The sequence below is a fragment of the Pseudomonas reidholzensis genome (assembly GCF_900536025.1).
Lineage (GTDB): Bacteria > Pseudomonadota > Gammaproteobacteria > Pseudomonadales > Pseudomonadaceae > Aquipseudomonas > Aquipseudomonas reidholzensis.
The window spans coordinates 22,261-46,301 of the sequence record NZ_UNOZ01000005.1; the positions used below are offsets into that span (position 1 = coordinate 22,261).

At 64.9% G+C, this 24,041-nt stretch carries 20 protein-coding genes; 13 read left to right on the forward strand and 7 right to left on the reverse strand.

Going from position 1 to position 24,041, the window contains the following annotated elements; translation table 11 throughout:
- Positions 1 to 134: 134 nt before the first annotated feature.
- The 5 genes from CCOS865_RS05505 (at position 135) to CCOS865_RS05525 (ending at position 6,229) form a co-directional block, all read left to right on the forward strand.
- Positions 135 to 1,892, forward strand: a complete 1,758-nt coding sequence (locus CCOS865_RS05505) for a sensor histidine kinase (RefSeq protein ID WP_119138659.1) — start codon at positions 135 to 137, stop codon at positions 1,890 to 1,892.
- On the forward strand, positions 1,886 to 3,217 hold the full coding sequence (locus tag CCOS865_RS05510) for a sigma-54-dependent transcriptional regulator (RefSeq protein WP_119138661.1): 1,332 nt from the start codon (positions 1,886 to 1,888) through the stop codon (positions 3,215 to 3,217). The genes CCOS865_RS05505 and CCOS865_RS05510 overlap by 7 nt, the downstream gene beginning before the upstream one ends.
- 301 nt (positions 3,218 to 3,518) lie before the next feature.
- The gene (locus CCOS865_RS05515) at positions 3,519 to 4,838 is read left to right on the forward strand and encodes an MFS transporter (RefSeq protein ID WP_119138662.1); all 1,320 of its coding nucleotides are present in this window, start codon (positions 3,519 to 3,521) and stop codon (positions 4,836 to 4,838) included.
- 302 nt (positions 4,839 to 5,140) lie between these two features.
- A complete protein-coding gene (locus CCOS865_RS05520; protein WP_119138664.1) occupies positions 5,141 to 5,506 on the forward strand; it encodes a heme utilization protein in 366 nt (121 codons plus the stop codon).
- 117 nt (positions 5,507 to 5,623) lie between these two features.
- Complete coding sequence (locus tag CCOS865_RS05525) at positions 5,624 to 6,229, forward strand: flavin reductase family protein (protein ID WP_119138666.1); 606 nt, start codon at positions 5,624 to 5,626, stop codon at positions 6,227 to 6,229.
- On the opposite strand, the gene CCOS865_RS05530 is transcribed toward CCOS865_RS05525, so the two are convergent.
- Both CCOS865_RS05530 and CCOS865_RS05535 read right to left on the reverse strand, forming a co-directional pair.
- Complete coding sequence (locus tag CCOS865_RS05530; protein WP_119138668.1) at positions 6,230 to 6,463, reverse strand: hypothetical protein; 234 nt, start codon at positions 6,461 to 6,463, stop codon at positions 6,230 to 6,232.
- A 41-nt stretch (positions 6,464 to 6,504) separates the two neighbouring features.
- Positions 6,505 to 6,801 (reverse strand): antibiotic biosynthesis monooxygenase family protein, encoded by a 297-nt coding sequence (locus CCOS865_RS05535; RefSeq protein ID WP_119138670.1) that lies wholly within the window; start codon positions 6,799 to 6,801, stop codon positions 6,505 to 6,507.
- A gap of 204 nt (positions 6,802 to 7,005) precedes the next feature.
- Between CCOS865_RS05535 and CCOS865_RS05540 the strand changes: the two genes are divergently transcribed.
- Positions 7,006 to 7,926, forward strand: coding sequence for an AraC family transcriptional regulator (locus CCOS865_RS05540; RefSeq protein WP_119138671.1), 921 nt, complete (start codon positions 7,006 to 7,008; stop codon positions 7,924 to 7,926).
- 831 nt (positions 7,927 to 8,757) lie between these two features.
- Here CCOS865_RS05540 and CCOS865_RS05545 read toward each other — a convergent pair.
- Positions 8,758 to 10,395, reverse strand: coding sequence for a 5-guanidino-2-oxopentanoate decarboxylase (locus CCOS865_RS05545; RefSeq protein ID WP_119138673.1), 1,638 nt, complete (start codon positions 10,393 to 10,395; stop codon positions 8,758 to 8,760).
- A gap of 115 nt (positions 10,396 to 10,510) precedes the next feature.
- On the opposite strand from CCOS865_RS05545, the gene CCOS865_RS05550 reads away from it, so the two are divergent.
- A complete protein-coding gene (locus CCOS865_RS05550) occupies positions 10,511 to 11,386 on the forward strand; it encodes a LysR substrate-binding domain-containing protein (RefSeq protein WP_119138675.1) in 876 nt (291 codons plus the stop codon).
- A 19-nt stretch (positions 11,387 to 11,405) separates the two neighbouring features.
- Here CCOS865_RS05550 and CCOS865_RS05555 read toward each other — a convergent pair whose 3' ends face one another.
- Complete coding sequence (locus tag CCOS865_RS05555) at positions 11,406 to 12,020, reverse strand: NAD(P)-dependent oxidoreductase (protein WP_119138678.1); 615 nt, start codon at positions 12,018 to 12,020, stop codon at positions 11,406 to 11,408.
- A gap of 28 nt (positions 12,021 to 12,048) precedes the next feature.
- Positions 12,049 to 12,924: an MBL fold metallo-hydrolase gene (locus CCOS865_RS05560; RefSeq protein WP_119138680.1), complete on the reverse strand. Its 876-nt coding sequence runs from the start codon at positions 12,922 to 12,924 to the stop codon at positions 12,049 to 12,051.
- A gap of 105 nt (positions 12,925 to 13,029) precedes the next feature.
- Between CCOS865_RS05560 and CCOS865_RS05565 the strand changes: the two genes are divergently transcribed.
- A complete protein-coding gene (locus CCOS865_RS05565; protein ID WP_119138682.1) occupies positions 13,030 to 13,941 on the forward strand; it encodes a LysR family transcriptional regulator in 912 nt (303 codons plus the stop codon).
- Between the two features lie 72 nt (positions 13,942 to 14,013).
- Complete coding sequence (locus tag CCOS865_RS28150) at positions 14,014 to 14,187, forward strand: hypothetical protein (protein WP_167469017.1); 174 nt, start codon at positions 14,014 to 14,016, stop codon at positions 14,185 to 14,187.
- A 15-nt stretch (positions 14,188 to 14,202) separates the two neighbouring features.
- Here the strand turns inward: CCOS865_RS28150 and CCOS865_RS05570 are convergent, their stop codons facing one another.
- Positions 14,203 to 15,072, reverse strand: a complete 870-nt coding sequence (locus CCOS865_RS05570; RefSeq protein ID WP_119138684.1) for an isocitrate lyase/PEP mutase family protein — start codon at positions 15,070 to 15,072, stop codon at positions 14,203 to 14,205.
- Between the two features lie 366 nt (positions 15,073 to 15,438).
- Here CCOS865_RS05570 and CCOS865_RS05575 point away from each other — a divergent pair, with 366 nt between their 5' ends.
- Positions 15,439 to 16,890 carry an MDR family MFS transporter gene (locus CCOS865_RS05575; protein WP_119138694.1) on the forward strand — a complete coding sequence of 484 codons (1,452 nt, stop codon included), beginning with the start codon at positions 15,439 to 15,441 and terminating at the stop codon, positions 16,888 to 16,890.
- A gap of 79 nt (positions 16,891 to 16,969) precedes the next feature.
- On the opposite strand, the gene CCOS865_RS05580 is transcribed toward CCOS865_RS05575, so the two are convergent.
- The gene (locus tag CCOS865_RS05580; RefSeq protein WP_119138686.1) at positions 16,970 to 17,602 is read right to left on the reverse strand and encodes a TetR family transcriptional regulator; all 633 of its coding nucleotides are present in this window, start codon (positions 17,600 to 17,602) and stop codon (positions 16,970 to 16,972) included.
- Positions 17,603 to 17,859: 257 nt separating this feature from the next.
- On the opposite strand from CCOS865_RS05580, the gene CCOS865_RS05585 reads away from it, so the two are divergent.
- From CCOS865_RS05585 to CCOS865_RS05595, 3 genes are read left to right on the forward strand one after another with little or no spacing between them, the layout of a single operon-like run.
- Entirely contained in the window at positions 17,860 to 19,014 is a 1,155-nt protein-coding gene (locus CCOS865_RS05585) for an efflux RND transporter periplasmic adaptor subunit (protein WP_119138688.1), read from the forward strand.
- 3 nt (positions 19,015 to 19,017) lie between these two features.
- Entirely contained in the window at positions 19,018 to 22,170 is a 3,153-nt protein-coding gene (ttgB, locus tag CCOS865_RS05590) for a multidrug efflux RND transporter permease subunit TtgB (RefSeq protein ID WP_119138690.1), read from the forward strand.
- Positions 22,167 to 23,621 carry an AdeC/AdeK/OprM family multidrug efflux complex outer membrane factor gene (locus tag CCOS865_RS05595; protein WP_119138692.1) on the forward strand — a complete coding sequence of 485 codons (1,455 nt, stop codon included), beginning with the start codon at positions 22,167 to 22,169 and terminating at the stop codon, positions 23,619 to 23,621. The genes ttgB and CCOS865_RS05595 overlap by 4 nt, the downstream gene beginning before the upstream one ends.
- The last annotated feature ends 420 nt before the right edge of the window (positions 23,622 to 24,041 follow it).

A 24,041-nucleotide genomic window follows, 5' to 3' on the forward strand; every position in this document is an offset into this window, starting at 1 on the left:
TCATTGACTGACCCGGCCTCATCGCGGGCAAGCCCGCTCCTACAGCCCATGTGCGGCCTGATGTACCTGTAGGAGCGGGCTTGCCCGCGATGAGGCCGGCCCATCCCCCCTTACCTGTGCCCAGGATCCGCACCATGCCTTCTTCGTTTCGAGCGCTGCGCCTCGGCCTGATCGTGTTGCTGATCCTGGTCGGCACCACGCTCAGCGCCGGTTGGGCCATGCACCAGGCCAACCGCCAGGCGCTGGCCACCGACGCCCAGCGCGCCACCCAGCAGCTGGGCCTGTACGCCACGTCGCTGCACACCCTGATCGAACGCTACCGCGCCCTGCCCGCGGTCCTGGCCCTGGACCCCGAGCTGATCGCGGCCCTGCGCGGCCCGCTCGACGCACCGCTGCAGGACGCCCTCAACCGCAAGCTCGAACGCATCAATGGCGCCGCCAACTCCTCGACCCTGGAGCTGCTCGACCGCACCGGCCTTGCCATCGCCGCCAGCAACTGGCGCCTGCCGAGCAGCTATGTCGGCTCCAACTACGGCTTCCGGCCCTACTTCAAGCAGACCCGCACCCACGGCAGCGGCCGCTTCTACGCCGTCGGCGTGACCAGTGGCGTGCCGGGCTACTTCCTCTCCAGCGCGGTCAACGACGAACACGGGCGCTTTCTCGGCGCCATGGTGGTCAAGCTGGAGTTTCCCGAACTGGAACGCGAATGGCGCCAGGGCAGCGATGTGCTGCTGGTCAGCGATGCCCGCGGGATCATCTTCATCGCCAACCAGGACGGCTGGCGCTACCGCGAACTGGCGCCGCTGTCGGGCGCCGACCGCGCCGAGCTGGCCGCCACCCGCCAGTACGACAAGCAACCGCTGGTGCCCTTGCAACACCAGGTACTCACCCACTTCGATGGCAACAGCCACCTGAGCCGCGTGCAAGGCCCGGACGGCACCGCCGAATACCTCTGGCAAAGCCTGCCGCTGGAAGGCGATGGCTGGACCTTGCACCTGCTGCGCAAGCCGCAGGTCAGCGACGACGGGCGCAACGCCGCCCTGGCCGCGGCGGCGATCTGGCTCAGCCTGGTGTTCGCCGCGCTGTTCGTCAGCCAGCGCCTGCGCCTGGCCCGCCTGCGCCGGCGCAGCCGCGAAGCGCTCAAGCGCCAGGTCGAGGAGCGCACCCGCGAGCTGCGCACCGCCCAGGAGGGCCTGGTGCAATCGGCCAAGCTGGCGGCGCTGGGGCAGATGTCCGCCGCCCTTGCGCATGAGATCAACCAGCCGCTGACCACCCAGCGCATGCAGCTGGAAACCCTGCGCCTGCTGCTCGACCATGGCCGCTTCGACGAAGCGCGCCAGGCGCTCGAGCCGCTCGAGCAGATGCTCGCGCGCATGGCCGCGCTCACCGGCCACCTGAAGACCTTTGCCCGCAACAGCCCCGGCGGCCTGCGCGAGCGGCTCGACCTGGCCACCGTGGTCGACCAGGCGCTGCACCTGCTGGAGGCGCGGATGCGCAGCGAGGAGGTCGACGTGGCGCTGTACCTGGCGCGCCCGGCGTGGGTGCTGGGCGATGCGATCCGCCTCGAGCAGGTGCTGATCAACCTGCTGCGCAATGCCCTCGACGCGATGGCCGACAAGCGTTACAAACGCCTGGAGATCCGTATCGAAACCGACCAGCAACAGTGGCGCCTGAGCGTGCTCGACTCCGGCGGCGGTATCGATGACGCGAACCTGGTCAAGGTCTTCGACCCATTCTTCACCACCAAGCCGGTGGGTGAAGGGCTCGGCCTGGGCCTGGCGATCTCCTATGGCATCGTCATCGAGGCCGGCGGCCAGTTGCAGGTCGACAACCTGCCGGGCGGCGCCCGCTTCAGCCTCACCCTGCCTCGCGCCCTGGAGCCGGTATGTTGAACTCAGTGATCGTCGTCGATGATGAAGCCAGTATCCGCAACGCGGTCGAACAGTGGCTGAGCCTGTCGGGGTTCAGCGTGCAGCTGTTCGCCCGCGCCGAAGACTGCCTGGCGCAACTGCCGGCGCACTTCCCGGGGGTGATCATCAGCGATGTGCGCATGCCCGGCATCGGCGGCCTGCAATTGCTCGAGCGCCTGCAGGCGCAGGACGCCGACCTGCCGGTGATCCTGCTGACCGGCCACGGCGATGTGCCGATGGCGGTAGAGGCCATGCGCAACGGCGCCTATGACTTCCTGGAAAAACCCTTCACCCCGCAACACCTGCTCGGCAGCCTGCGGCGTGCCCTGGAAAAACGCCAGCTGGTGCTGGAGAACCGTCGCCTGCACGAACAGGCCGACCTCAAGGCGCGGCTCGCCGACACCCTGCTGGGCATGTCGCAGGGCTTGCAGCAGCTGCGCCGGCAGGTGCTGGAGCTGGCCGGCCTGCCGGTCAATGTGCTGATCCGCGGCGACACCGGCAGTGGCAAGGAGCGCGTGGCGCGCTGCCTGCACGACTTCGGCCCGCGCGCCGACAAGCCGTTTGTCGCGCTCAACTGTGCGGCCATCCCGGAGGCGTTGTTCGAGGCCGAGCTGTTTGGCCATGAGAGCGGCGCCTTTACCGGCGCCCAGGGCAAGCGCATCGGCAAGCTGGAATACGCCAACGGCGGCACGGTGTTTCTCGACGAGATCGAAAGCATGCCGCTGGCCCAGCAGGCCAAGCTGCTGCGGGTGATCCAGGAACAGAAGCTCGAGCGCCTCGGCGCCAACCAGAGCATCAGTGTCGATTTGCGGATCATCGCCGCGACCAAGCCGGACCTGCTCGAAGAGGCCCGCGCCGGGCGCTTTCGCGAGGACTTGGCCTACCGCCTGAATGTCGCCGAGTTGCGCCTGGCGCCGCTGCGCGAGCGCCGTGAAGACATCCCCCTGCTGTTCGAACACTTCGCCCGCACGGCCGCCGAACGCCTGGGCCGCAGCGCGCCGCCGCTGTCTGGCGGGCAACTGGCGCAACTGCTCGGCCACGACTGGCCGGGTAACGTGCGCGAGCTGGCCAATGCGGCAGAGCGGCATGCGCTGGGGCTGGGTTCGCCGAGCGCCGAATCGGTGGGTGGGCCATCGCTGGGCGAGCAGATGGAAGCGTTCGAGGCGCAGTGCCTGCGTGCGGCGTTGCGTCAGCATAAAGGCGAGATCAAGGGGGTGATGGAAACCTTGCAGGTGCCGCGGCGGACGTTGAACGAGAAGATGCAGCGGCACGGGTTGGTTCGCGAGGACTTCATCGAGCGGGAATAGGCGGATTGTCGCTTATGGAAAAGGCTCGATAAGCGGAAATCTGCCTATTTGTGGCTGATCAGTGAGAGGGCTGGGAGCGCTGCGCACTCCTTTCGCGACACAAGGCCGCTCCCACAAGGGGGGCCATGCAAGTCCTTTGATACGCGGCGTACGCGGATTTGTGGGAGCGGCCTTGTGTCGCGATAGGGGCACGCAGTGCCCCCAATTGGACCGCCACGCACCTCACTGGCACACCTTCTGCAACTGACTGGGCAAGCGCCACCCAGCGCGCTCCACAAAAACAACGAGAAGGTTACCTCCGATGGATAACGCCACCTCCCTGCCTACCGGGGCGGCCACAGCGCCGGCCGCCGAAAAAACCACCGCCAGCCGCCTCAAGTCGATTTTCAGCGGCTCGATCGGCAACATGGTCGAGTGGTATGACTGGTACGTCTACGCCGCATTCTCGCTGTACTTCGCCAAGGCCTTCTTCCCCGCCGGCGACACCACTGCACAATTGCTCAATACCGCCGCGATCTTTGCCGTGGGCTTCCTGATGCGCCCGATCGGTGGCTGGCTGATGGGCATCTACGCCGACCGCAAGGGCCGCAAGGCCGCGCTGATGGCCTCGGTCCTGCTGATGTGCGCAGGCTCGCTGGTGATCGCCCTGACCCCGGGCTATGAAACCATCGGCGTCGCCGCGCCGATCCTGCTGGTGCTCGCGCGCCTGCTGCAGGGCCTGTCGGTGGGCGGTGAATACGGCACCTCGGCCACCTACCTCAGCGAGATGGCCAGCAAGGAGCGCCGTGGCTTCTTCTCCAGCTTCCAGTACGTGACGCTGATCTCCGGCCAGTTGATCGCCCTGGCGGTGCTGATCATTCTCCAGCAGACCCTGACCACCGAGCAGCTGTACGCCTGGGGCTGGCGCGTGCCGTTCGTGATCGGCGCGCTATGCGCCGTGGTCGCGCTGTACCTGCGCCGTGGCATGGAAGAAACCGCCTCCTTCACCAAGAAGGAAAAGTCCAAGGAAAGCCTGATGCGCACCCTGATGCGCCACCCCAAGGAGCTGCTGACCGTGGTCGGCCTGACCATGGGCGGCACCCTGGCCTTCTACACCTACACCACCTACATGCAGAAGTACCTGGTCAACACAGTGGGCATGAGCATCAGTGACTCGACCACCATCTCGGCGGCCACGCTGTTCCTGTTCATGTGCCTGCAGCCGGTGATTGGCGCGCTGTCCGACAAGATCGGCCGACGCCCGATCCTGATCGCCTTCGGCATACTCGGCACGCTGTTCACCGTGCCGATCCTGACCACCCTGCACACCATCCAGACCTGGTGGGGGGCGTTCTTCCTGATCATGGCGGCGCTGATCATCGTCAGCGGTTACACCTCGATCAACGCGGTGGTCAAGGCCGAGCTGTTCCCGACCGAGATCCGCGCCCTGGGCGTCGGCCTGCCGTATGCACTGACCGTGTCGATCTTCGGCGGCACCGCTGAATACGTGGCGCTGTGGTTCAAGAGCATGGGCATGGAGAGTGGCTACTACTGGTACGTGACTGCCTGTATCGCCTGCTCGCTGCTGGTCTATGCGACCATGAAAGACACCAAGGCCAACTCGCGGATCACCACTGACTGATCCTGCTTGCGGCAATCGAAAAAGGGCGCACCGGCTGACGGTGCGCCCTTTTTGCGTTTGAAGAGGGCCCAACCGTTAATTCGTCATTAATCCCCAGTCGGCATCCTGTCACTACTGAGCAACGCCTCTAGCCCGCCCGATTGGAGGGTAGCCCCCGTTCGGTTGAGCGATTAGCGCGCACCAATACATCTACTTTATCGATTACTAGACGCCATTTTTTGCGCTTTTTAATCAATTTAATAGGCGTAGCATCAAACCCATAGAAACAAGCAACTCCCCACGAATCCACCGGAGCAACGACCATGAAAAACAAACTGATCCTGACCCTGGCCCTCTCTGTCCTGGCAACTGGCGCCTTTGCCGAAGACGGCTTCGACCATACCAACGCCCACACCTTCGCCACCGCCCAGAGCCAGTCGGCAACCTATGCAGAAGATGGTTTTGACCGCACCCACGGTGCTCGCTTCGCTGAAGATGGCTTCGACCGCACCAACGGTGCACGCTTCGCCGAAGATGGCTTCGACCGCACCAACGGCGCACGCTTCGCTGAAGATGGCTTCGACCGCACCAACGGCGCACGCTTCGCGGAAGACGGCTTCGACCGCACCAACGGCGCACGCTTCGCTGAAGATGGTTTCGACCGTACCAACGGCCACCGCATCAGCTGATCGCTGCTGCGAGCACCCCGCCCGGCTTTGGCCGGGCAAGATCATTTCCACTCAGCCAAAGGCTTGGCACACTAGGCGCCTCGTTCATCCCAGAGGAAGGGCCACGGCCCTGAGCAGATGTACTACTACGAACCCGCCAAAGGCCACGGCCTGCCCCATGACCCCTTCAACGCCATCGTCGGCCCGCGACCGATCGGCTGGATTTCTTCGCACGACCGCGACGGCCGCCTGAACCTGGCGCCGTACAGCTTCTTCAACGCCTTCAACTACATTCCGCCGATCATCGGTTTCTGCAGCGTCGGGCGCAAAGACAGCCTGAACAATATCGAGCAGACCGGCGAATTCGTCTGGAACCTGGCCACCCGGCCGCTGGCCGAACAGATGAACCAGAGCTGCGCGGCGGTCGCCGCCGAGGTCGACGAATTCGTCCTCAGCGGCCTGACCCCGACGGCCTCGCGCATCGTCGGCGTGCCGCGGGTGGGCGAAAGCCCGGTGGCCTTCGAGTGCAAGCTGAGCCAGATCGTCCAGCTCAAGCGCGCCGACCAGGAGACCGTACCAAGCTGGCTGATCCTGGGCGAGGTGGTGGCCGTGCACATTGCCGAGCACCTGCTCAAGGACGGCATCTACGACACCGCGGCCGGTGAGCCGATCTTGCGCGGCGGCGGCCCGCAGGACTACTTCGAGCTGGGCAACCTGTTCAAGATGGCGCGCCCGCAAGGCTGATCACCAGATCAGCTCGCCCTCTTCGCTCACGCCCTGCAGGCGTTCGAGTTCGGCGCAGGCGGCCTCATCGGCCGCCAGCGCGCCGGTGAACACCTGGCCGTCGAGGATCTTGTGAAAACGCGGTGCGCCCATCCCGCCGAGGCCTTTCACGGCAATCGCCGCGTTATAGCCACCGCCTTCCACCGGCACCATTGCCGATACCGCTTCGAAGTGGGAAAACTCTCTACGTGCCATGCGCCGATCCCGTCTTGGAAAAGGCCGCATTCTAACCTGAGCTAGTCGCTGAACGTGTGCAGATCGAGGCTGGCGACCACCTGCGCCTGGACCAGCTCGCCGAACAGGTCGAGCGTCGGCGAGGCGAAATAGCCGCTCATCGCCTGCTGGTCGCACCAGCTGCCACTGAGCAGCCACAAATCGTCATCGGCCTGTGAGCGCTGTACCTTGAACGCCAGGCAGCCGGGCATGCGCAGCGAGGGCTCGAGCAGGTCGCGCAGGCGCGCGCCGAGTTCCGCCGAGCGACCGTTGCTGGCGCGGATGAAGGCCAAGTGAGTGACCGGTTGGCGTTGGCTCATGAGCGCTCTCCTTGTTGAAGCGGGCGGACGGAAATACCAGGCTGGCAAGCGTACGGCCTCACCCGCGCGAGCGGTTAGGCCATTACTGCGGATCGATTGCCTGATCCTGCCGCGCTGCAGGATCAGGCAATCGAACCGTAGTATTCGACTAGCGCCCCAGCTTGCCCAAACCTATTCTGCTCTGCACAGAAGAGGACCCCCGCCATGACCCCGCCCGCGACGCTCGACCCCACCATGGAAGCACTGCGCCAGGAGCTGTCAGGGCTGATCCTGCGCCATACCCCGGCACCCGGCGGCGTGGACTCGCCGATCAATGGCCTGTTCCTGAGCCGTTATGAAGAGAACGTGCGCGGCATGCCCGCCCTGGCACTGCCGGCGCTGTGCATCCTGGCCCAGGGCAACAAGACCCTGTTTCTCGGCGACGAGTCCTACACCTATGACCCGCTGCACTACATGGTGGTCTCGGTGACCCTGCCGATTACCGGCGCCACGCTCGATGCCTCGCCAGACAACCCCTGCCTGGGCCTGCGCCTGGACATCGACCCGGCCGAGATCAGCCAGCTGATTGCCGAAAGCGCGCCGATGCTGGTGCCCAGCCTGCCCTCGGGGCGCGGCTTGTTCGTCGAACGCAGTGATGCGCCGTTGCTGGATGCGTTGCTGCGCCTGGTTCGGCTGCTGGATTCGCCGCGGGATATCGCCGTGCTGGCGCCGCTGGTCCGTCGCGAGCTGCTGTACCGCGTGCTGCGCGGGCCGCAGGGGTATCGACTGTATGAAATCGCCTTGGCCAACAGCCAGACACACCGGGTGTGCCAGGCCATCGCCTGGCTCAACCAGCATTACCAGCTGCCGCTGCGGATCGAGGACCTCGCGCGCGAGGTCAACCTGAGTACCTCGACCCTGCATCACCGCTTCAAGGCGGTGACCTCGATGAGCCCGCTGCAGTACCAGAAGCAACTGCGCCTGCAGGAGGCGCGGCGCCTGATGCTCAATGACGGGATCGAAGCGGCGGTCGCGGCGTATCGGGTCGGCTATGAAAGCCCGTCGCAGTTCAGCCGCGAGTACAGCCGGTTGTACGGCGCGCCACCGATTCGCGACGTGGCGCGGCTGCGGGCCAGTGCGGGGTGATGGTTTGCGTGGAGCCCCAAAATAGGTTTTTCACGGGCTTTTGGGGGTAGCTGCTGGTGCTGGTGCGTTTCGATTGTCGAGCTTATCCGGTTGATGGGGGGCTGCCACTGGCCCCTTCCGCCCTTACGGCGGGTCACTTTTTTTCTTGGAAAAAAGTAACCAAAAACCGCTTGCTCCTGCATCCGGCCCTTCGCTGCGCTACGGGTTCCCTCACTCCGCAAGACCTCCGTTCGGCCTCCTGAAGTCGCAGTAGATCAAGATCACAAGCCAGATCAAGATCAAGGGCCAGGGCAACGGCTGGCGAATTGCTGCGCTCTCGCGGGTTTATAAGGGCGGTACAGCGCGTCAGCGCCAGAATGTGCACTGGCAGTTCCGGCCTCTTCGCGGGTAAACCCGCTCCCACAGGTTCTCTGCTGACCGTAAGGCCACCGCGGTCCCTGTGGGAGCGGGTTTACCCGCGAAGAGGCCAAGCTATGCACCACCGATGCCACTGTCGAAGATAACGCCAGCCCAGGCGCCACCCCTAACTTGGCGACCTCAGGAGGCCGAACGGAGGTCTTGCGGAGCGGGGTGACGGCCATGGATGGCCGGCAAGGGCTGCGGGCCAGGAAGGCCCGTACAGCCCGGTCCACGCGGGAGCAAGACCGGAGTGAGGGGACCCGCAGCGCAGCGAAGGGCCGGATGCGGGAGCCGGCGGTTTTTGGTTACTTTTTTCCAAGAAAAAAAGTGACCCGCCGTAAGGGCGGAAGGGGCCCTAAGCGCCACCACATCGAATGGATAAGCCCACAATCCCCAAGCCCAAGCCCAAGCCCAAGCCCAAGCGCCGGGTGGTCAGCCTTGCACTGCCGCCTGCCACTGGGTCTGATCCACCTGGATCAAGGTAGGGCCCTTGCGCTCGACCGCCTTGGCCAACGCTGCCTGCAATTGCGCCACGTCGGCGACGTCATCGGCCGCTGCGCCCAACGCCCGCGCCACACCGATGAAGTCCGGGGTATGGATGTCCACGCCGACCGGCTCGATCGCCCGGTTGAGCATGTACTTCTTGATCTCCTCGTACCCCTGGTTATTCCACAGCAGCACGATCAGCGGCACCTGCGCCTCCACCGCACTGGCCAGCTCCGGCAAGGTGAACTGCATGCCACCGTCACCGATCAGGCAGACCGTGGGCGAGCGCTCGGCGATCGCTTCGGCACTGCCCAACCAGGCGCCCATGGCCGCTGGCAACGCATAGCCCAGAGTGCCGTAACCGGTCGAGGCATTGAACCAGCGGCGTGGCTGGTGCATATCCAGGGTCAGGTTGCCGGTGTACACCGGCTGGGTCGAGTCGCCCACCAGTACCGCACCGGGCAAGGTCTGCAGGATGCTGGTCAACAGACGGGTCTGGCTCAGGGTCGGCTGATCCCAGCCCGCGGCCAGGGCCTGACGCAGACGCTCGACCCGGGCAACGCCCCACGTGGCCTCGCGCACCGGCGCTGGCTGCTGCTCGAGCGCCTCGACCAAGGCCTGCGCCGCCTGCGCGGCATCGGCCACCAGCGCCAGCTCGGGCAGGTAGTTGCGCACGGTCTGGTCCGGGTCGATGTCGATCCGCAGCAGGCTGCCAGGGATCTCGAAGCCACCCTTGAAGGTCACGTCGTAATCGGTTTCGGCAAGCTCGGTGCCGATCGCCAGTACCACGTCGGCCTCGGCCACCAGCGCACGAGTTTCCGGCAGCGACTGGGTCGAGCCGATCTGCAGCGGATGGTCCGCCGCCAGCAGGCCCTTGGCATTGATGGTCAGGGCCACCGGCGCCTGCAGCTTTTCAGCCAGGGCGGCCAGGGCCGCACCGGCCTCGAGCGCACCGCCACCGGCGAGGATCAGCGGCCGGCGCGCAGTGGCCAGGCGCTCGGCCATCAGCGCCACGCTCGACGGCGCGGCGCCCGCACGGCTGGTGCGCACCGGGCGCCCTGGCAGCAGGTGATCGGCAGGCTCGACGATCACGTCCAGCGGGATCTCGATGTGCACCGGACGCGGCCGCGCGCCGTCGAACGCGGCAAACGCACGGGCCAGCACCTGCGGCAGGTCATCGGCGCTCATCAGGGTCTGGGAGAACGCCGCCACGCCGGCCACCAGGCCCGACTGATTGGGCAACTCGTGCAGCTTGCCGCGGCCACCGCCCAAGGCATTGCGCGACTGCACGCTGGAGATCACCAGCATCGGGATCGAATCGGCATAGGCCTGGCCCATGGCGGTGGTGATGTTGGTCATCCCCGGGCCGGTGATGATGAAGCACACCCCAGGTTTGCCGCGGGTGCGCGCATAGCCGTCAGCCATGAACCCGGCGCCTTGCTCGTGGCGCGGGGTGATATGCCGGATCGGCGAACGCGCGAGCCCACGGTAGAGCTCCACGGTGTGCACGCCAGGGATGCCGAAGACATGGTCGACGCCATAGCCTTCGAGGAGTTTGACCAGTACTTCGCCGCAGGTTGCCATCGTTCGATACCCAGCTTTGGTGTAGAAATAGGTGCCTATTGGACCCAAGCCGTGGCTATCGCCACAAGGCAAAAAAACACATACTAGCCATGTCCCCAGATCATGGCTGCGCGCAATGAAACGACTCCCTCCCCTGCCCGCCCTGCACACCTTCCTGGTCACCGCCCAGCACTGTAATTTCACCCGTGCGGCGCAGCAGTTGCACATCACCCAAGGCGCGGTCAGCCGGCAGATTGCCGGGCTCGAGGAGCACCTCGGCTATGCCTTGTTCCAGCGCCAGGCGCGCGGCCTGTGCCTGACCGCCGCCGGCCAGGACTGGCTGCCGCGGGTGCAGCAGGTGTTTGCCCTGATCGAACAGGGCGTGCGCGAGGTCGGCGGGCGCAGCGCCACCTTGCAACTGAAGGCGCCGACCTGCGTGATGCGCTGGTTGCTGCCGCGCTTGATGGAGTGGCAGGCGTTGCGCCCGGATATTCCGGTAGAGCTGACCACCACCGTGCAGCATGGGGTGGACTTCAGGCGTGAGGGCTTCGACGCGGCGGTGGTCTATGGCGACGCGCCCAACCATGGCCTGCGCGTGCGGAAGCTGTTCGACGAGCAACTGACCCCGGTGTGTGCGCCTTCGGTGCTGGCGAGCGGGCTGCCGTTGGCGCGGCTCGAGGACCTGGCCGGGCACATGCTGCTGCACCCCTCGCGGGACGAACATGACTGGCGGCTGTGGTTGCAGGCGGCGGGGGCGGCGGTCGAGCTGCAGGGGCGTCGGCAGCACTTCGAGACGTTGGACATGGCCATGGCCATGGCGTCACAGGGGACCGGCGTGGCGATCGGCGATTGGGCGTTGATCGGTGATGACTTGCGCAGTGGCCGGCTGTGCATGCCGTTTGACCTGAAAGTCACCACCGGCAAGGGTTACTACCTGGCCAGCCCCGCGCGGAACATGCCGGCGGGGCTGGTCGAACTGCTCGATTGGCTGGAACAGCGCGCCAGCCATTAGGCCCGCTGCCGCAGGGCACTCAGTAGCCGACAGTAAACCGCTGCCGCGAATGCGCCGGCTTTTCCAGCTCATCGATCAGGGCAATCGCGTAGTCGGCAAAGCTGATCCAGCTCTTGCCATCCGCGCCGATCAACAGGTGATCCTTGCCCAGTTGGTAATGGCCGCTGCGCGCGCCTTCGACGAATTCCGCCGACGGCGACAGGAACGTCCAGTCGAGCTGCTGCTCCTGGCGCAGCGCGTCGAGAAAGCGCACCCCTGCCGTGGCCTCGGCTTTGTAGGCCTCGGGGAAATCCGGGCTGTCGATCACCCGGTGCCCCGACGGCAGCAGCAGGCTACCGGCGCCACCCACCACCAGCAGGCGCTTGACCCCGGCACGCTTGACCGGCTCGATGACCGCGTGCGGTTCGAGGGTCGAGAAGTGCGCCGCACTGAGCACCGCGTCGCTCCCCGCCACGGCCTGTTGCAGCGCCGCGCTGTCCTTGGCATCCAGCGCCTTGACGGTGACGCCGTCGCGCCCTTGCAGGCTGGACGGGTCTCGGGCGATGGCCACCACGCTGTGCCCACGGCGCAGGGCTTCTTGCAGCAACTGGCTGCCCGCGCGGCCGGTTGCACCGATGATTGCGATCTTGCTCATGGGAAACACTCCATCAGGTTGTAGGGAATTACCACTTCATTTCACCCTTGGCGACCTTGGCACCCAGCTCGAGGGAGCTTTCTTCGCCAAGGCCCGGATAACGCTGTTGCATCGCGGCGATCAGCGCCGCGGCGTCCTTGGCCTTCTCGGTTTCGCTGTCAAAGGTACGAATGTAGTCCGCCGTGAAGCGCACGGCGTCCAGTGATCGGCTGCTGTCACCCAGGTAATGCCCCGGAATCACCGTGCGCGGCGCGAGCTGTTCGATGCGTTGCAGGGTCGCGAGCCAGTCGGCGTGAGACTGGGCCGACTGGGTATCGGCCATCCACACGTGAAGGTGTTCAGCGACCACCACGCCGCCCACCACCGCCTTGATCGAGGGGATCCAGACAAAGCTGCGATCCGGTTGCGGGCCATCAAGGCCGATGATTTCCAGCGTCTGCCCTTCGAGTTGCAGGCGATTGCCTTCGAGCACCTCGGGCACCAACAGCCGTTGAGGCCGATCAGCGCCCATCTGCGGGCCCCAGTACGCCAGCTTGGCCTCCATGGTCTTGCGGATATGCGCCACGGTCGCCGCAGAGGCCACTACACGCGCCTCTGGATAGGCTCGGGTCAGGGTATCCAGGCCGAAGTAATAGTCCGGATCGCCGTGGCTGATATAGATGGTGGTCAGGCGCTTGTCGCTGGCACGCAGGCGTTCGACCACCTGCTCGGCCTGGGCCTTGCCGAACTGGGCATCGACCAGGATGGCCTCGTGCTCGCCGCTGACGATCACCGAGCTGACCGGGAAGATCGCCGCATGGCCTGGGTTGTAGACGTCCAGCCGCAGCGGCTCGGCGGCCATGACCGGGCCGGCCAGGGTGACGCAAGCCAGCAGCAACGCACGCAAGGGGGTAAAACGCGACATCGGGGGAACCCTGTGAGAAGTGACGATGAGCCACAGCTTAGTTGCCCGATCCATGACAAAAAATGCGATGCTGCGACATAGTTTGTTTCTGAAATCGGGCAAATCATGGACCGTCTCAACGCCATGCGCGTCTTCGTCACCGTTGTCGACCTGGGCAGCCAGTCGGCGGCGGCGGATCACCTGGAGCTGTCCAGGCCGGTGGTATCGCGCTACCTCGCCGAACTCGAAGAGTGGGTCGGCGCACGCTTGATGCAGCGCACCACGCGCAAGCTCAGCCTGACCGCCGCCGGCCAGGAAACCTTGCCGCGCTGCCGTCAGTTGCTGGAGTTGGCGGGCGACCTGCAGAGCGCCGTGCGCCAACCGGACGACGCCCCGCGCGGCGAACTGCGGATCAGCGTCAGCACCTCGTTTGGCCAAGCCCAGCTGGTCGATGCGGTGGCCGAGTACGTGCGGCGCTTTCCGGGGGTCAAGGTCGAGTTGCAGATGCTCGATCGCACGGTCAACCTGATCGAGGAGCGCATCGACCTGGCGATTCGCACCAGCAATGAAGTCGACCCGAACCTGATCGCCCGGCGCCTGAGCGTCTGTCGCTCGGTGGTCTGCGCGGCGCCCGGCTATCTACGCCAACACGGCGTGCCGCAGCGGGTCGAGGACCTCAGCCAGCACAACTGCCTGACCCATGCCTACTTCGGTCACAGCGTGTGGCAGTTCGAGGTGGCAGGCAGCCAGGTCGCGGTACCGGTGCAGGGCAATATCAGCGCCAACGAAGCCATGACCTTGCAGAAAGCGGCCGTGGCCGGCGCGGGGATCGCCATGCTGCCGACCTACCAGGCCGCCTGCGCCCTGCACTCAGGTGAACTGGTGCGCCTGCTGCCCGCGGCGCGGCCGAGGGAGTTGACCCTGAATGCGGTGTATACGTCGCGCAAGCACATGCCGGCGACCTTGCGCAGCATGCTGGACTTTCTGGCGCAGCGGTTCAAGGACGAACCTGAGTGGGATCGGCATATCCAGGCGTAAACTGCCTACGAAATGATCAGACTGACCTAAGCTTGTGGCTACCACCTGTCGTTGTCGAAGGAGGTCAGTCACATGAACATAAAAACCAGAAGGTGTGCCGTGGTCTTTGCCCTGCTCGTGGTCGCCGGCCTTTATGGCTCGGCCTGCTGGCGCGTCGAACTGCTGCGCAACCAGCCCAATACCGCGGCAAGCTGCGCCCAGGTGCACTGCGTCCCGCACAGCGCCACCCTGAGCGCCGTCAGATAGACCGACGGGCTGGCGTCACTCTTCGACGCTCATGTATTCCTTGGCCCAGCGGATGTAATCCTCAGGCTGGGTATAGGTGTGCGACAGCTCGGTGGCAGTGAGGTTGTCGGACTTGTGCTGCTGGCCGCGCTGCAGGCGCAGGCAGTCGTAAGTTGCCTTGATCGCGGCAAAGTAGGCGGCGTGGCCATCGACCACGATGCGCACGCCAAGCCGCGCCAGGCGCTCGTCGTCACGCAGGTTGGGGTTGCCGTAGGTGACCAGCATCAACGGCACGCTCAGGTGCTCGGCGATCTGCTCCAGGTGCTCGAAATCCTTCACCCCGACCATGCAGATGGCGTCGGCACCGGCCTTCTGGTAGCTCTGCGTGCGGACGATGATTTCTTCGGTGCTGAGCACGCCGGCGTTGGTCCGGGCAATGATCGACAGCGACGAGTCGACCCGCGCCTCGATGGCCGCACGCACCTTGCCGACACCCTCCTCGACCGAGATCAGGTCCGTCGACTTGCGCCCGAACTGGGCGGGCAGCAGGGTGTCTTCGATGGTCAGCGCGGCCACGCCGGCACGCTCCAGTTCGATCACCGTACGCATCACGTTGAGCGCATTGCCATAGCCGTGGTCGGCGTCAGCCATCACCGGCAACTGCGCGACGCGGCCGATGCGGGTCGCCTGCTCGACGAACTCGCTGAGGGTGATCAAGGCGAAATCGGGTGCCGCCAGTACCTGCAGCGAGGCGACCGAACCACCCAGGATGCCCACCTCGAACCCCAGGTCGCCCGCGATGCGCGCCGACATGGGGTCGAACACCGAGGCGGTGTGAAAGCACGAACCTGAAGCGAGCAGCTCGCGGAAGGCAAAACGCAGATCTTGGTGGGAAGCCTTGGGCATGATCACTCCGCAATAACGTTGATATTTAACTGGCTGAAAACCGACCCCGGGATTGGATCTACCTGACCTGTTCCAACCGTCGCCATCAGGGCGGTTATGCTCGACATGCAGGCAGAGGAATAAAAGGCGTGGGATACAGCGGGCTGAAAAGCTGCGACGATTTGTTGCACCAGGGTGGTGCAAGCCACGTATTTCAGCCCCTGCGGTGCGGCCACGATATCACGCAGCCATGCCTCTGCGGGTGGAAGCGCTAATGCCGATCTTGCATAGGGAATGCACATACTGGATAGGAGGCTACCTAAGTCAGGTTACACTTGGCCTGCGTGCCCCACCCGATTCGAACTTTTTTATCCACAAGGTATGACCGTGACCGCAGCCCTGCCGCCCGCCGCCCTGCGCAGCGTCCTGACCGCACTGATGCTGGCGATTTTCCTCGGTGCCCTGGACCAGACCATCGTCGCCGTGTCGCTGCCCGCGATCTCCGCCCAGTTCAACGATGTCGGCCTGCTGGCCTGGGTGATCTCCGGCTACATGGTGGCGATGACCGTGGCCGTGCCGATCTACGGCAAGCTCGGTGACCTGTATGGCCGGCGGCGGATGATCCTCACCGGCACCGCCTTGTTCACCCTCGCCTCCATGTTCTGCGCGCTGGCGCAGAACATGGAGCAACTGGTGCTGGCCAGGGTGCTGCAGGGGGTTGGCGCCGGCGGCATGGTGTCGGTGAGCCAGGCGATCATTGGCGATTACGTGCCGCCGCGCGAGCGCGGCCGTTACCAGGGTTATTTCAGCAGCATGTATGCCCTGGCCAGCGTGGCCGGGCCGGTGCTCGGCGGCGGCTTGACCGAATACCTGTCCTGGCACTGGGTGTTCTGGGTCAACCTGCCACTCGGGCTGGTCGCCCTGTGGGTGATCAGCCGCGCCTTGCGCGACATGCCGGTGAAACGCCGCGACGCACAGGTCGATTACCTCGGCGCGGTGTTGCTGATCATCGGCCTGGGCAGCCTGCTGCTGGGCATCACCCTGGTCGGCCAAGGGCATGCCTGGCAGTCGTCCGCGGTGCTGGCGCTGTTCGCCAGTGCCGGCGTCGGGCTGGCGCTGTTCATTGCCCACCAGCGGCGCTGCGCCGAACCGTTGCTGCCGCTGCAGCTGTTCGGCAACCGGGTCGCGGTGTTGTGCTGGGCGGTGATCTTCTTTGCCAGTTTCCAGTCGATTTCGCTGACCATGCTGATGCCGCTGCGCTTCCAGGGCATTACCGGTGCCGGCGCCGACAGCGCGGCGCTGCACTTGCTGCCGCTGGCCATGGGGCTGCCGATCGGTGCCTTTGGCGGCGGCCGCCTGACCAGCCGCACCGGGCGCTACAAACCGCAGATCCTCAGTGGCGCCCTGTTGATGCCGCTGGCGATCGCCGGCATGGCCCTGACGCCACCCCAGGCCGGGTTGCTCAGCGCAGTGTTCATGCTGCTGGTGGGGATCGCCTGCGGCTTGCAGTTCCCGACGTCGCTGGTGGCCACGCAGAGCGCGGTCGAGACCAGGGACATCGGTGTCGCCACCAGCACCACCAACCTGTTCCGCTCGTTGGGGGGCGCGATGGGCGTGGCGTGCATGTCCAGCCTGCTGCTGGCACTGCTGCAGGATGGCGGCCTGGCGGCGGTTGGCAATCCGTTGCTGGGCAGCCTGCAGATGGGCGAGGCGGACCCGCTGAACCAGGCGCGCCTGCTGGCGACGTTCAGGCACTTGTTGCTGGGGAGCGCCGCGGTGGCCGTGCTGGGCTTGCTGGCAGCGCTGGCGTTGCCGGATCGGCAGTTGCGCGGGCATTGAGCCCATCGCGACCGTAACCGTTCCTTAACCGCCCCTTAACACTGCAGGGCAACACTTCCTCACAATCCTTAACAAAGTCTCATTTGCGCAAGGCAGGGCTCAAGCGCAGCATATCCAACCCGGTGTCGACCCACTGCTCGGCGTTACCCAGCAGGTCGAAGCTGTCCGGCAGCAACAGCCAGCGGCCGATCAGGCCGTCGACATACGCAAACAGCGCTACAGCGGCATGCTCCACGTGCAGGTCGGCCGGCAATTGCCCACGGCGCACCGCATTGCCCAGGGTCAGGGTAATGCTGTCATGGCACTCGGTGATCGCGCCCTGACGCTGCTGACGAATTTCACACATTTCATCGGTGAACTCGCACTTGTGATGCAGGATCTCATTGATACGCCGGGTTCGCGCATCCAGCACCAACTCGCTGAACACTTGCAACAGCAGCTTGCGCATGCAACCGAGCGGGTCGACTTCGTCCTCGCTCTCGCTGGCGCGGGCCAGGTGTTCGTGGGTTTCGTGCAGGCTGTCCAGCAACGCCTGGACCAGCTCCGCCTTGTTGTTGAAATGCCAGTAGATGGCCCCGCGGGTCACCCCCGCATGCTCTGCGATGTCGGCCAGGGTGGTTCGCGCAACCCCGCGCTTGTAGAAGGCCTTTTCCGCCGCCTCGATAATCTGGGCGCGGGTTTCCTGGGCTTCCTCTTTGGTTCGACGGACCATGGCAGCACAACCTCATCAGGGCCCACGCGCTCGCAGGGCGGGTGGGAATCAGGCCGGGGACACCTCTGCAAGGGCGTCTCCCGGGGCAATTGACGGTGTTGGTGTGGCAACTGACCACTACCAAACAGTATTTACAAACAACCATGAATGTAAGTATATTTGTTAGCAAGCTATTTATCCACTCGATAGCATTTTTTTCTGACCAGACTCTCCACTATTCTTGAGCGTCTCCCAGCTCTAGCGACCCGAGGATCCTCATGCACTTCAAGCCAGCCGTCACCGCCCTGGTTTCCGCCGTCGCCCTGGCAACACTGCTAAGTGGCTGTAAGAAAGAAGAGGCGGCGCCCGTGGCGCAGGCTCCTCAGGTCGGCGTCGTCACCTTGCAACCCCAAGCCTTCACCCTGACCTCGGAACTGCCTGGGCGCACCACGGCCTTCCGCGTCGCCGAAGTTCGGCCGCAGGTCAATGGCATCATTCTCAAGCGCCTGTTCAAAGAGGGCAGCGAGGTCAAGGAAGGTCAGCAGCTGTACCAGATCGACCCGTCCGTGTACGAAGCGACCCTGGCCAGCGCGCAAGCCAACCTGCAAGCCACCCGTTCGCTGGCCGATCGCTACAAGCAGCTGATCGACGAGCAGGCGGTTTCGCGCCAGGAATACGACGACGCCAATGCCAAACGATTGCAGGCGGACGCGGCACTCAAGAGCGCTCAGATCGACCTGCGCTACACCAAGGTGCTGGCACCGATCAGCGGCCGCATCGGTCGCTCGGCGTTCACCGAAGGCGCGCTGGTGAGCAACGGCCAGACCGATGCCATGGCGACCATCCAGCAGCTCGACACGATGTACGTCGACGTCACCCAGTCCACCGCCGAGCTGCTCAAGCTGCGCCGTGACCTGGAAAGCGGCAACCTGCAGAAAGCCGGTGAAAACGCTGCACAAGTCCAGCTTATTCTCGAAGATGGCAGCACGTTCGCCCAGAAAGGCCGCCTGGAGTTCTCCGAAGTGTCGGTCGACGAGACCACAGGTTCGGTGACCCTGCGCGCTGTGTTCCCCAACCCGGACCACACCTTGCTGCCCGGCATGTTCGTCCACGCCCGCCTGCAGTCCGGGGTCAACGCCAACGCCATTCTGGCGCCGCAACAGGGCGTGACCCGCGACCTCAAAGGCACCCCGACGGCACTGGTGGTCAACCAGGACAACAAGGTCGAGCTGCGTCAGCTGAAAGCCAGCCGCACCCTGGGCAGTGACTGGCTGATCGAAGAAGGCCTGAACCCGGGCGACCGGCTGATCACCGAAGGCCTGCAGTACGTGCGCCCTGGCGCCGAGGTCAAGGTCAGCGAAGCCACCAACGTCAAGTCGCCGGCCAGCCCAAACCAGGCCAATGCGACGAAAGCAGACGCCAAAGCGGAGTAAACCATGTCGAAGTTCTTTATCGATCGCCCGATCTTCGCATGGGTGATTGCCTTGGTGATCATGCTGGTCGGCGCCTTGTCGATCCTCAAGTTGCCGATCAACCAGTACCCGAGCATCGCGCCGCCGGCCATCGCCATCGCCGTGACCTACCCGGGCGCCTCGGCGCAGACCGTGCAGGACACCGTGGTGCAGGTCATCGAGCAGCAGCTCAACGGCATCGACAACCTGCGTTATGTGCAGTCGGAGAGCAACTCCGACGGCAGCATGACCATCACCGCGACCTTCGAGCAGGGCACCAACCCTGACACCGCACAGGTCCAGGTGCAGAACAAGCTCAACCTGGCCACCCCGCTGCTGCCACAAGAAGTGCAGCAGCAGGGTATCCGCGTCACCAAGGCAGTGAAAAACTTCCTGATGGTGATCGGCCTGGTGTCCGAAGACGGCAGCATGACCAAGGACGACTTGGCCAACTACATCGTCTCGAACATGCAGGACCCGGTCTCGCGCACCGCCGGTGTGGGTGACTTCCAGGTGTTCGGCGCCCAGTACGCCATGCGTATCTGGCTCGATCCGGCCAAGCTGAACAAGTTCCAGCTGACCCCGGTCGACGTCAAGACCGCGGTCACCGCGCAGAACGTCCAGGTTTCCAGCGGCCAGCTCGGCGGCCTGCCTGCCCTGCCCGGCACCCAGCTCAACGCCACCATCATCGGCAAGACCCGCCTGCAGACCGCCGAGCAGTTCGAGAAGATCCTGCTCAAGGTCAACAGCGACGGCTCCCAGGTGCGCCTGGGCGATGTCGCCAAGGTTGGCCTGGGCGGCGAGAACTACGCGGTCAGCGCCCAGTTCAACGGCAAGCCGGCCTCGGGCCTGGCGGTCAAGCTGGCCAGTGGCGCCAACGCCCTGGACACGGCCAAGGCCCTGCGCAAGACCATCAGCGACCTCGAGCCGTTCTTCCCGCCGGGGATGAAAGCGGTGTTCCCGTATGACACCACGCCGGTGGTCACCGAATCGATCAGCGGGGTTATCCATACCCTGATCGAAGCCGTGGTCCTGGTGTTCCTGGTGATGTACCTGTTCCTGCAGAACTTCCGCGCCACGGTGATCACCACCATGACGGTGCCGGTGGTCTTGCTCGGTACCTTCGGCATCCTGGCCGCCGCCGGCTTCAGCATCAACACCCTGACCATGTTCGCCATGGTCCTGGCCATCGGCTTGCTGGTGGACGACGCCATCGTCGTGGTGGAGAACGTCGAGCGGGTGATGTCCGAAGAGGGACTACCGCCCAAGGAAGCGACCAAACGCTCGATGGAGCAGATCCAGGGCGCGCTGGTCGGTATTGCCCTGGTGCTGTCGGCGGTACTCCTGCCAATGGCCTTCTTCGGTGGCTCGACGGGTGTGATCTACCGGCAGTTCTCGATCACCATCGTTTCGGCCATGGGCCTCTCGGTGCTGGTCGCGCTGATCTTCACCCCGGCCTTGTGCGCAACCATGCTCAAGCCGCTGAAAAAGGGCGAGCACCACACGGCCAAAGGCGGTTTCTTCGGCTGGTTCAACCGCAACTTCGACCGCAGCGTGCTGGGCTACGAGCGTAGCGTCGGCAGCATCCTGCGCAACAAGGTGCCGTACCTGCTGGCCTATGCGCTGATCGTCGTCGGCATGATCTGGCTGTTCATGCGCATCCCGACCGCGTTCCTGCCGGAAGAAGACCAGGGCGTGCTGTTTGCCCAGGTGCAGACCCCGGCCGGCTCGAGTGCCGAACGCACCCAGGACGTGGTCGACCAGATGCGTGAGTACCTGCTCAAGGACGAAGCCGACACCGTGTCGTCGGTGTTCACCGTGACCGGCTTCAACTTCGCCGGCCGTGGGCAGAGCTCGGGCATGGCCTTCATCATGCTCAAGCCGTGGGACGAGCGCTCTGCCGAAAACAGCGTGTTCAACCTGGCCGGGCGTGCCCAGCAGCACTTCTTCACCTTCCGTGATGCGATGGTGTTCGCCTTCGCCCCGCCGGCCGTGCTGGAGCTGGGTAACGCCACCGGTTTCGACGTGTTCCTGCAGGACCGCGCCGGCCTCGGCCACGAAAAACTGATGGAAGCGCGCAACCAGTTCCTGGCCAAGGCAGCGCAGAGCAAGATCCTCTCTGCGGTACGCCCGAACGGCCTGAACGACGAGCCGCAGTACCAGTTGGTGATCGACGACGAGCGCGCCAGCGCCCTGGGCGTGACCATCGCCGACATCAACAACACCCTGTCGATCGCCCTCGGCGGCAGCTACGTCAACGACTTCATCGACCGTGGTCGGGTGAAGAAGGTCTATATCCAGGGCGACGCCAGTGCGCGGATGAACCCGGAAGACCTGCAGAAGTGGTACGTGCGCAACGGCAAGGGTGAGATGGTGCCGTTCTCCTCCTTCGCCACCGGCGAGTGGGCGTTCGGTTCGCCAAAACTGTCGCGCTACAACGGTGTTGAAGCGGTCGAAGTCCTCGGTGCCCCGGCGCCGGGCTACAGTACCGGTGAAGCGATGGCCGAAGTCGAACGCATCGCCAGCGAACTGCCGACCGGTATCGGCATGTCCTGGACCGGCATGTCCTACGAGGAAAAACTCTCCGGGTCGCAGATGCCGGCGCTGTTCGCCCTGTCGCTGCTGTTCGTCTTCCTCTGCCTGGCAGCGCTGTACGAAAGCTGGTCGATCCCGATCGCGGTAGTGCTGGTCGTGCCGCTGGGGATCATCGGTGCACTGGTTGCCACCAGCATGCGCGGGTTGTCCAACGACGTGTACTTCCTGGTCGGCCTGTTGACCACCATTGGCCTGGCGGCGAAGAACGCGATCCTGATCGTCGAGTTCGCCAAAGAGCTGCATGAACAGGGCAAGAGCCTGTACGACGCGACCATCGAAGCGTGCCGTATGCGTCTGCGCCCCATCATCATGACCTCGCTGGCGTTCATCCTCGGCGTGGTACCGTTGACCATCGCCAGCGGCGCCGGCTCCGGTAGCCAGCACGCCATTGGTACCGGTGTGATCGGCGGCATGATCAGTGCGACCGTGCTGGCCATCTTCTGGGTACCGTTGTTCTTCGTCGCAGTGTCGTCGCTGTTCGGCAGCAAGAAGCCGGAAGCCGATGCCACCCCTGAAACTTCACGTTATGAGGCTGGGCAATGACCAAGTCTTTGCTGTCCCTGGCGGTAACCGCCCTGATCCTCAGCGGCTGCTCGCTGATCCCTGACTACCAGGCCCCGGATGCACCGGTGGCTGCGCAGTGGCCGCAAGGCCCTGCGTACTCGCCGACCGAATCGGCCGAAGTGGCTGCCGCCGAGCAGGGCTGGCGGCAGTTCTTCCAGGACCCGGCGCTGCAGCAGCTGATCCAGACCTCGCTGGTCAACAACCGCGACCTGCGGGTCGCGGCGTTGAACATCGACGCCTACCGTGCGCAGTACCGCATCCAGCGCGCTGACCTGTTCCCGGCGGTTTCGGCCACCGGCAGCGGCAGCCGCCAGCGCACCCCGGCGAACATGTCGACCACCGGCGAAGCGGGCATCACCAGCCAGTACTCGGCCACCGTCGGCGTCAGCGCCTACGAGCTGGACCTGTTCGGCCGGGTGCGCAGCCTCAGCGAGCAGGCCCTGGAGACCTACCTGTCCAGCGAAGAAGCGCGTCGCTCCACGCAGATCGCCCTGGTCGCCAGCGTGGCCAACGCCTACTACACCTGGCAGGCCGACCAGGCGCTGCTGAAGCTGACCGAAGACACCCTCAAGACCTACGACCAGAGCTACAACCTGACCCGGCGCAGCAACGAGGTCGGCGTGGCCTCCGCGCTCGACCTGAGCCAGGCGCGTACCGCTGTCGAAGGCGCGCGGGTCAAGCTGTCGCAGTACCAACGCCTGGTCGCCCAGGACCTCAACAGCCTGACCGTGCTGCTCGGTACCGGCGTGCCGGGCAACCTGCCGGCACCGCTCAAGCTCGACGCCGACCAGCTGGCCGAGGTGCCTGCCGGGCTGCCGTCCGACCTGCTCCAGCGTCGCCCGGACATCCAGGAAGCCGAACACCTGCTCAAGGCCGCCAACGCCAACATCGGTGCGGCCCGTGCAGCGTTCTTCCCGAGCATCAGCCTGACCGCCAATGCCGGCACCTTGAGCCCGGACATGGGCGGGCTGTTCAAGGGCGGTTCGGGAACCTGGCTGTTCCAGCCGCAGATCAACCTGCCGATCTTCAACGCCGGCAGCCTGAAGGCCAGCCTGGACTACTCGAAGATCCAGAAGGACATCAACGTCGCCAAGTACGAAAAGACCATCCAGACCGCCTTCCAGGAAGTCTCCGATGGCCTGGCGGCGCGCAAGACCTTCGAAGAGCAGCTGCAGGCGCAGCGTGATCTGGTCGCGGCCAACCAGGACTACTACCGCCTGGCTGAGCGTCGCTACCGCATCGGTATCGACAGCAACCTGACCTTCCTCGATGCCCAGCGCAACCTGTTCAGCGCGCAGCAGTCGCTGATCAGCGATCGGCTGTCGCAGCTGACCAGCGAGGTGAACCTGTACAAGGCCCTGGGTGGCGGCTGGTATGAGCGCACCGGCGAGGCCAATCAGCAGGCTTCGGCGCAGGCGCCGAAGGGCTGATCGACCGGCTCTGCATCAAGCCCACCCTCGCGGTGGGCTTTTTGTTTTTGCGTGTGTTCGGTGTAGATGCGTTGGGCGTTGGGCGTTGGGCTTTCGGGGGCTTATCCGTTACCTGTGGTGGCGCTTATGGCCCCTTCCGCCCTTACGGCGGGTCACTTTTTTTCTTGGAAAAAAGTAACCAAAAACCGCCGGCTCCCACATACGGCCCTCCGCTGCGCTGCGGGTTCCCTCACTCCGGCCTTGCTCCCGCGTGGACCGGGCTGTACGGGCCTTCCTGGCCCGCAGCCCTTGCCGGCCTTCCTGGCCGTCACCCCGCTCCGCAAGACCTCCGTTCGGCCTCCTGAGGTCGCCAAGTTAGGGGTGGTGCCTGGGCTGGCGGTATCTTCGATAGTGGCAATGGTGTTGGATAGCTTGGCCTCT

What these genes read in the sequence shown, in the direction of transcription:
- CCOS865_RS05530 (WP_119138668.1), bottom strand. Translation starts at nt 6,463, where the DNA reads ATGGCACGTAGAGAGTTTTCCCACTTCGAAGCGGTATCGGCAATGGTG.
- CCOS865_RS05545 (WP_119138673.1), bottom strand. Translation starts at nt 10,395, where the DNA reads ATGGCAACCTGCGGCGAAGTACTGGTCAAACTCCTCGAAGGCTATGGC.
- CCOS865_RS05535 (WP_119138670.1), bottom strand. Translation starts at nt 6,801, where the DNA reads ATGAGCCAACGCCAACCGGTCACTCACTTGGCCTTCATCCGCGCCAGC.
- CCOS865_RS05595 (WP_119138692.1), top strand. Translation starts at nt 22,167, where the DNA reads ATGACCAAGTCTTTGCTGTCCCTGGCGGTAACCGCCCTGATCCTCAGC.
- CCOS865_RS05540 (WP_119138671.1), top strand. Translation starts at nt 7,006, where the DNA reads ATGACCCCGCCCGCGACGCTCGACCCCACCATGGAAGCACTGCGCCAG.
- CCOS865_RS05520 (WP_119138664.1), top strand. Translation starts at nt 5,141, where the DNA reads ATGAAAAACAAACTGATCCTGACCCTGGCCCTCTCTGTCCTGGCAACT.
- CCOS865_RS05515 (WP_119138662.1), top strand. Translation starts at nt 3,519, where the DNA reads ATGGATAACGCCACCTCCCTGCCTACCGGGGCGGCCACAGCGCCGGCC.
- CCOS865_RS05510 (WP_119138661.1), top strand. Translation starts at nt 1,886, where the DNA reads ATGTTGAACTCAGTGATCGTCGTCGATGATGAAGCCAGTATCCGCAAC.
- CCOS865_RS05570 (WP_119138684.1), bottom strand. Translation starts at nt 15,072, where the DNA reads ATGCCCAAGGCTTCCCACCAAGATCTGCGTTTTGCCTTCCGCGAGCTG.
- CCOS865_RS05505 (WP_119138659.1), top strand. Translation starts at nt 135, where the DNA reads ATGCCTTCTTCGTTTCGAGCGCTGCGCCTCGGCCTGATCGTGTTGCTG.
- CCOS865_RS05555 (WP_119138678.1), bottom strand. Translation starts at nt 12,020, where the DNA reads ATGAGCAAGATCGCAATCATCGGTGCAACCGGCCGCGCGGGCAGCCAG.
- CCOS865_RS05585 (WP_119138688.1), top strand. Translation starts at nt 17,860, where the DNA reads ATGCACTTCAAGCCAGCCGTCACCGCCCTGGTTTCCGCCGTCGCCCTG.
- ttgB (WP_119138690.1), top strand. Translation starts at nt 19,018, where the DNA reads ATGTCGAAGTTCTTTATCGATCGCCCGATCTTCGCATGGGTGATTGCC.
- CCOS865_RS05580 (WP_119138686.1), bottom strand. Translation starts at nt 17,602, where the DNA reads ATGGTCCGTCGAACCAAAGAGGAAGCCCAGGAAACCCGCGCCCAGATT.
- CCOS865_RS05525 (WP_119138666.1), top strand. Translation starts at nt 5,624, where the DNA reads ATGTACTACTACGAACCCGCCAAAGGCCACGGCCTGCCCCATGACCCC.
- CCOS865_RS28150 (WP_167469017.1), top strand. Translation starts at nt 14,014, where the DNA reads ATGAACATAAAAACCAGAAGGTGTGCCGTGGTCTTTGCCCTGCTCGTG.
- CCOS865_RS05565 (WP_119138682.1), top strand. Translation starts at nt 13,030, where the DNA reads ATGGACCGTCTCAACGCCATGCGCGTCTTCGTCACCGTTGTCGACCTG.
- CCOS865_RS05550 (WP_119138675.1), top strand. Translation starts at nt 10,511, where the DNA reads ATGAAACGACTCCCTCCCCTGCCCGCCCTGCACACCTTCCTGGTCACC.
- CCOS865_RS05560 (WP_119138680.1), bottom strand. Translation starts at nt 12,924, where the DNA reads ATGTCGCGTTTTACCCCCTTGCGTGCGTTGCTGCTGGCTTGCGTCACC.